Raw genomic sequence first — 6,434 nt, 5'->3', positions numbered from 1 at the left:
GCGGGGTACCCGGCTCCCGCAGCGGGCCGTCGGGGCGCTTTTCGGCCCGTTCCCGGCCGCACCTCCCCGACACCGGTCACGGCTTGCCAGGACGGGCCCGGCATGGGAGAGGATGGCGGAATCCGTACGAAGGGAAATACACGGTGAGCATCGATCCGTCCTCGATTCCGAGTTTCGGGGGCCAGGAGCCAGACCCGCAGGAGTCCGGTCCGACCGGGCCTGTCATCCCCGACCAGGACCTGGTGAAGCAGCTCCTCGACCAGATGGAGCTGAAGTACGTCGTCGACGACGAGGGAGACCTCGCGGCGCCGTGGGAAGAGTTCCGCACGTACTTCATGTTCCGGGGCGAGGAGGAGCAGCAGGTCTTCTCCGTCCGTACGTTCTACGACCGGCCGCACTCGATCGAGGACAAGCCCAAGCTGCTCGAGTCCATCGACGACTGGAACCGGCGCACGCTGTGGCCGAAGGTCTACAGCCACACGCACGACGACGGCACCGTCCGCCTCATCGGCGAGGCGCAGATGCTGATCGGCACCGGCGTCTCGCTGGAGCACTTCGTCTCCAGCGTGGTCAGCTGGGTGCGGGCGTCGATCGAGTTCGACAAGTGGCTGGTCGAGCAGTTCGGCCTGGAGAAGGACGCGGACTCCGGGGACGACGAGGGGTCCGGCACGGGCACCAACGGCTCCGAGTGACGCGCGATATGTGACGTACGACGTAATGACGTGTGACGCTGCCGGTCAGGGCGTCCCCTTCACCAAGGGGACGCCCTCCGCTTCGTGGTCGCGGTGCTCGAATCCGAGCCGTCAACCGGCAACGGAGGCCAGGTATTCCCCGAAGGCGGCGTAGTCGTCCAGGGCCTCACTCAGGCGCCGGTCGCTGATGTGGAGGGCTTTGATGTCGTCGGTCGGGTTTCGTTGCGGGAGGACTTCGTCGTACGCGGCCTCGCGCTGCTCGATCTCATCGCGGATCTGGTCGTCGAGGGTTTCGGTGGGGTAGGTCAGCAGGGGGCTGATCCGGGCGTAGGGACCTTCGCCCGGGGTGGGGCTACATGACCAGACGGCGTCCGGGTGGGCGCGGCGGACGGTTTCTCCCAGGTACCAGACGGCGACCGTCATGAACGGGTCCTCGTGCGCGGCGTCGGCTTCCTCGTAGGTGGCGTACCGGCTGCGTACGGCGTCTTCGAGCCGGTCGAGAGAGGCGGGGGTAAAGTCCCATGTCCCCGGGGTGGTCTGCTGCCAGGCGGGAAAGGCTTCCTCTTGGAGGTCGAGAAGCGCGTCAACAACGACCCGGAGTACGCCGACCTGCGCCGCGTCTACACCGCCCGGGTGGCGGCCGAGTGGATCCGCCAGCAGGACGCCAAGGCGCCCACGGACTACCGGCCGATCATCAACTCTGACGACGTGTCGAAGTGGCCTCTGCGCGGGGCGAACAAGGACTGGACACGGGAGACGACCTACCGGGCGTACCTGAAGTCGTTCCGTGAGGGTGAGTCGAAGTGGGAGCACGACGCCGGAGGCGGCCCGTACACCTACAGCGTGGGTGGTGTGGACTTCTCCAAGCAGCCCAAGCGGAACATCCCCGGTCTGCGGTTCCAGGCGGAGCACCAGTACAAGCCCCGTCAGACGAAGAGCTCCATCCAGACGGTGACCGGCGACGCGAAGGACAAGGGGCTGCTACTGCTGGGCGGGAACACCGCGGCGAAGTCCACCGGCGGTGGTGGCGGTGCGGATCCCACGCCGGCACCGACGGATCCGAAGCCGACCGGCCAGCCGTCCACTCCTGCACCGTCGGACCCGACCCCGTCCAGCCCGCCGGCGGACAAGCCGACGACGGGCCCGCAAGATTCGGACGGCGACCTCGCCCACACCGGGTCTGACACCCCGATCGGGCTCATCGCGGCCCTCGCGGCGGCCGGGATGGCGCCGGGGCTCACCGCCGCCGTGCCGGGCCCCTCACGCTGGGGGCGGCGGGGGAACCGTGTCAGGCCGCCGCTTCCTCGGCCTTCGGGCGCCGGGCCTCGGTCAGGAGCGCGTCGAGCATGGCGCGGACCTGCTTGTCCTTGCCCTCGCTCGGCTTGAGCACGGTGAAGTCCTCGAAGTCCACCGGCAGGGTCAGCTCGACGCCCGGCTGCACACCGGTGACCTTCAGGTCCTCCAGGATCACGCGCAGGTGCCCGACTGCGCGCACGCCGCCCTCGATGCCGTAGCCGACGAACCCGGCGGGCTTGTCGTTCCACTCGGCGGCGAGGTAGTCGATGGCGTTCTTGAGCACCGCGGGGATGGAGGCGTTGTACTCGGGGGTCACGAAGACGAAGGCGTCGAACGAGCCGATCTTCTCCGCCCACTTGAGGGTGTGCGGGTTGGCGTAATGGCCGTAGAGGGGCGGCATGAGCTCGTCGAAGTGCGGCAGGGCGTAGTCGGCGAGGTCCACGATCTCGAAGGTCGCTTCTTCGCGCCCCGCGGCGATGCCGCCGACCCAGCCGGCGACCGTGTCGGCCTTGCGACCGGGACGAGTGGCGCCGACGATGATCGCGACCTTGAGGGGGTTCTGCTCGAGCGCTGAAGCCATGGTGATTCTGCCTCTCCGGAACGGATGCTGTTAAAAGGCGAGAACGAATGCTGTTTACGGGGCGAACTGCGCGGCGTACTCGCCGACGCACTGCAGCGGGGTGACCGACGGGGGCTCGTCGCACATCGCGTCGAGCTCTCCCCGGTAGCGCTGGAAGGCCTGGAGGCCGCCGAGGATGCCCGGACCGTTCGTCAGCTCCACGAACGACACGAAGGTGACCTTGTCCTCCAGTTGGTACGTGTCGTACCGCGGGACCTCTGGCCGGACGGACTTCAGCTCCTCGTAGACGGTCTGGAGCAGCTCCTGATGCCGCTCGACCGCATCGGGGCTGATCTTCCACCGGATCATCACTTGTTCCGAGGTCACTGTTCATCCCTCCACCACCAGTCGGGGCGCTGTCACCGGCCATCCGGCCACCCGACTCACGGATCAATTTCGAAAAACACTCTGTCTTCTGGAAAACACTCTGTCAAGTGAACTATGGTGGTGCCATGGCAACCCGTAAGTACGAGCAGCGCCTGCGCGCAGAGTCGGCGAAGGCCACCCGGCGGCGCATTCTCGACGCAGTCTGCGAGCAGCTGCGCGAGGCCCCGTCGAAGCCGGTCAGTATCGACGTCATCGCCCAGGCGGCAGGCGTGGCACGCCCCACCGTGTATCTGGTCTTCGGCTCACGTGCCGACCTGTTCGACGAGGTCGGTGCCGACCTCCTGCAGCGCGGCGGCTTCGAGTCGATGATCGAGATCGCGGACCACCCCGATGCCCGGCAGGGGCTGCGCGGCTGTATCCGCGGCGTGGTCGAGATGTACGCCACCCATCGGGACGTGCTGCGCGCACTGCACTCGATGGCGCTCCTGGACGCCTCCGCGGTGGGCGGCGCCATCCAGCGCCTGGAGCAGGGCAGGGCGGCTGGCATGACCCACCTCGCGGAGCGCCTGGCCGAGCAGGGGCTGCTGCGCCTGGACAGTGGCGCCGAGCAGGCGGCGGACATGCTCTGGCTGCTGACCGGCTTCGACAGCTTCGACCTGCTGTACACCGGCCGGAGCCAGCCGGTCGAGCGGGTCGCCGACACCTTGGTGGCGGCCGCCGAGCGCACGCTGTGCGCCTGAGGCGGCAGCTTCATGGGTGCCTTCTGTGTTCGGTTACGGGGCCGTGTCCTGTCGTGCGAGGGCCGCTTTCCGTCGTTCGTATTCGCCGGAGAAATTCAGCGGGTTCACCGGGAAGTCAGCGGGGCGATGGCGCGACAGGAGTCGCCTTGATGCGCGAGCAGGACTTCCACGACCTGACCGCTTGACAACCACCCCGCCGAAGAAGGAGAAGCATGGCGCAGCACGAGTACGAGGCGAAGTTCCTGGAGATCGAAAGCACCTCCGAGGACGCCGTGCGCAAGGCGGTCACCGACTTGGGCCTTGACTACGCCGAGGCCCGTTTCGGCAGCATCGACCTCATCTATAAGAGCGAACAGGGCCGCGACATCCTCGCCGAACCGACGCTCCTCTTCGCGTAACGGCTCTCAAGGTCCCCGACTCCCCTGCGGTTTGCCTGTCCTCCACCTCCGTGGGAAGGCACAGGGCCTCGCTGTCGGTTCACGGGGTGCCGACTCAGAGGCGTTGGAGGCGGGACGCGGCCTCTTGGAGGACGTCGGGGCGCTTGCAGAAGGCGAAGCGGACGAAGGGTGCGCCCGCCGCTTCGTGGTCGTAGAAGACCTGCGTGGGGACGGCCACTACCCCGCAGCGTTCCGGCAGGGCGAGGCAGAAGTCGATTCCTGAGGTCTCGCCCAGGGGTCGGATGTCGGTGGTGATGAAGTACGTGCCGGGTGCGCGGAAGACGCCGAAGCCCGCCTCTGACAGGCCGCGGGCCAGCAGGTCCCGCTGGGCGCGCAGGTCTTCGCGCAGCCGCGTGTAGTAGCTGTCGGGCAGCCCCAGCGCTTCGGCGACCGCGTACTGGAAGGGGCCGGCCGAGACGTAGGTGAGGTACTGCTTCGCCGAGCGGACCGCCGTGACCAGCTGAGGCGTCGAGGTGACCCAGCCGACCTTCCAGCCGGTGAAGGAGAAGGTCTTGCCCGCCGAGCTGATGGTGACGGTGCGTTCGCGCATGCCGGGGAAGGACGCGAGGGGGAGGTGCTCTCCCTCGTACACGAGGTGTTCGTAGACCTCGTCGGTGACCGCCAGCAGGCCGCGTTCCACGCAGAGTTCGGCGATGGCGACGAGTTCGTCGCGGGTGAGTACGGTGCCGGTCGGGTTGTGCGGGGTGTTGAGCAGGATCAGCCGGGTGCGGTCGGTGACGGCGTCCCGCAGCTCGTCCAGGTCCAGCCGGAAGGTGCCGGCCTCGGCGTCGGGCCGGAGCGTGACCGGTACGCGGGTGCCGCCGGCCATGGCGATGGCGGCGGCGTAGGAGTCGTAGTACGGCTCCAGAGCTATCACTTCGTCGCCCGGTTCGACGAGTCCCAGCAGCGCGGCGGCGATCGCCTCGGTCGCGCCGGCGGTGACCAGCACCTCGGTGTCCGGGTCGGGGGTCATGTCCAGGTGTCCGTACCAGCGTCGCTGGTGCTCGGCGATCGCGGTGCGCAGCTCAGGGATGCCGGGGCCGGGCGGGTACTGGTTGCCACGGCCGTCGCGCAGCGCACGTACGGCGGCCTCGCGGACCTCTTCCGGACCGTCGGTGTCGGGGAAGCCCTGACCGAGGTTGATGGCGCCGGTGCGGACGGCGAGCGCCGACATCTCCGCGAAGATCGTGGTGCCGAACTCCGCCAGGCGCCGGTTGAGCAGCGGACGTCCGGTCACTCGCTGATCAGCTGCTGTCATGGCCGTCATCCTGCGGGAAGCTCCCGTCTTCCTCAACTCCGCGGGACGGCCCGCGGGTGTGCGATGGCCCGCATCGTGCGGTTACGGCCATCGCACACCTGTACGGATCAGGCCAGCTGGCCGCGGATGGCCCCGGCGGGGAAGGGGTCGTTGTGGACGTTGGTGTAGAAGAAGAACGGGTTCTGCTTGATGCCCTCCAGCTCCCAGAAGGTCAGGACCCGGGTGGCGTCGGCCGGAGTCTGGTCCTGCTGGGCGCGGATGCAGTCCTGGACCGAACCGTTCGCGGGGGGCGTGCGCAGCGTGACGATGACGGGGCCGTTCTCGCCCCGCTGCCCGATGTGGATGTGCGCGGCCGTGGGAGGCGCGATATCACGGACGCTGAGCCGGTAGCAGAGCTTGTCGTCCTTGATCACGTACCGGAACCGGCCGCTCCCGTCCGGGTCCCCCGGAGTGGGCACCTCCTGCTGGCCGTCCAGGCGTACGAGGCCGCTGCCCCCGTTGGCCTCGGGGTCGGCACCGGTCGTGGCTCCGGCCGATCCGGTCAGCGAGGCCAGCATGGCTGTGGCGCCGAGCGTGGCCGCCACGGCCGCGGTTGAGACACGCATGCGAATGCTCCCGTCCATAGACCGGGAGCGGGCGTGGACGTGCCGTTCCCGGAGTGAGTGGGTTCGGGGCCGACGCTAGGCAGAGAACCGGGCATCCGCATCTATAGCGGGCATTCGGGGTGGGGGTGCTCCCTCATCGGTGGCGGGCGTGGGTGGACGCACGGGCGTGCGGACGTACGGGCGAACGGGAAGCTCTGGACTTCCTCAACTCTGCTTTGGTGCCGTCGGCCAGGGGGCAGAAACCGGTCACGCGACAGACAGCGGAACACAGCGAACAAGGGGGAACGGTCATGGGGTTCGTGATCACCGGAATATTGGTCCTGGTGCTCGTCGTGGCGGTCGGGGCCATGGCCTCGGCGGCCTCCAAGAACGAGGGCGGGCGCGGCGGACGTAAGGTCCGGCGGCGTGGTGGCTACGCCGGCGGCGGGGGCGGCGGCGCCTGGACGGCCGGCTCCGGCGG

8 protein-coding genes and 1 pseudogene are annotated in these 6,434 nt (G+C 68.6%); 4 read left to right on the top strand and 5 right to left on the bottom strand.

All coding sequences use genetic code 11. The annotated features are described in order from the left end of the window. Positions 1-143: 143 nt before the first annotated feature. Positions 144-692 (top strand): YbjN domain-containing protein, encoded by a 549-nt coding sequence (locus tag ACRDP3_RS24885; RefSeq protein ID WP_431519236.1) that lies wholly within the window; start codon positions 144-146, stop codon positions 690-692. 111 nt (positions 693-803) lie between these two features. Here the strand turns inward: ACRDP3_RS24885 and ACRDP3_RS24880 are convergent, their stop codons facing one another. Then, complete coding sequence (locus tag ACRDP3_RS24880; protein WP_431519235.1) at positions 804-1,115, bottom strand: hypothetical protein; 312 nt, start codon at positions 1,113-1,115, stop codon at positions 804-806. A 141-nt stretch (positions 1,116-1,256) separates the two neighbouring features. Between ACRDP3_RS24880 and ACRDP3_RS24875 the strand changes: the two genes are divergently transcribed. After that, a complete protein-coding gene (locus ACRDP3_RS24875) occupies positions 1,257-2,078 on the top strand; it encodes a hypothetical protein (RefSeq protein WP_431519234.1) in 822 nt (273 codons plus the stop codon). On the opposite strand, the gene ACRDP3_RS24870 is transcribed toward ACRDP3_RS24875, so the two are convergent. After that, positions 1,981-2,568 (bottom strand): NADPH-dependent FMN reductase, encoded by a 588-nt coding sequence (locus tag ACRDP3_RS24870; RefSeq protein ID WP_431519233.1) that lies wholly within the window; start codon positions 2,566-2,568, stop codon positions 1,981-1,983. The two genes, ACRDP3_RS24875 and ACRDP3_RS24870, sit on opposite strands and share 98 nt — an antisense overlap. A gap of 54 nt (positions 2,569-2,622) precedes the next feature. Then, on the bottom strand, positions 2,623-2,934 hold the full coding sequence (locus tag ACRDP3_RS24865) for a hypothetical protein (RefSeq protein ID WP_431519232.1): 312 nt from the start codon (positions 2,932-2,934) through the stop codon (positions 2,623-2,625). Positions 2,935-3,059: 125 nt separating this feature from the next. On the opposite strand from ACRDP3_RS24865, the gene ACRDP3_RS24860 reads away from it, so the two are divergent. Further along, complete coding sequence (locus ACRDP3_RS24860) at positions 3,060-3,674, top strand: TetR/AcrR family transcriptional regulator (RefSeq protein WP_431519231.1); 615 nt, start codon at positions 3,060-3,062, stop codon at positions 3,672-3,674. A 239-nt stretch (positions 3,675-3,913) separates the two neighbouring features. Next, positions 3,914-4,072: pseudogene (locus ACRDP3_RS24855) on the top strand (adenylyl cyclase); the annotation flags it as partial. A 94-nt stretch (positions 4,073-4,166) separates the two neighbouring features. Here the strand turns inward: ACRDP3_RS24855 and ACRDP3_RS24850 are convergent. Together ACRDP3_RS24850 and ACRDP3_RS24845 are read right to left on the bottom strand one after the other, a co-directional pair. After that, the gene (locus ACRDP3_RS24850; RefSeq protein ID WP_431519230.1) at positions 4,167-5,378 is read right to left on the bottom strand and encodes a pyridoxal phosphate-dependent aminotransferase; all 1,212 of its coding nucleotides are present in this window, start codon (positions 5,376-5,378) and stop codon (positions 4,167-4,169) included. A 98-nt stretch (positions 5,379-5,476) separates the two neighbouring features. Continuing rightward, positions 5,477-5,974: a CHRD domain-containing protein gene (locus tag ACRDP3_RS24845; RefSeq protein WP_431519229.1), complete on the bottom strand. Its 498-nt coding sequence runs from the start codon at positions 5,972-5,974 to the stop codon at positions 5,477-5,479. Positions 5,975-6,434 lie beyond the last annotated feature (460 nt).

The sequence above is a fragment of the Streptomyces sp. genome (assembly GCF_050698815.1).
Lineage (GTDB): Bacteria > Actinomycetota > Actinomycetes > Streptomycetales > Streptomycetaceae > Streptomyces.
The sequence above is the reverse complement of the archived record's forward strand: the minus strand, read 5'-3'. Positions and strand labels throughout refer to the sequence as shown.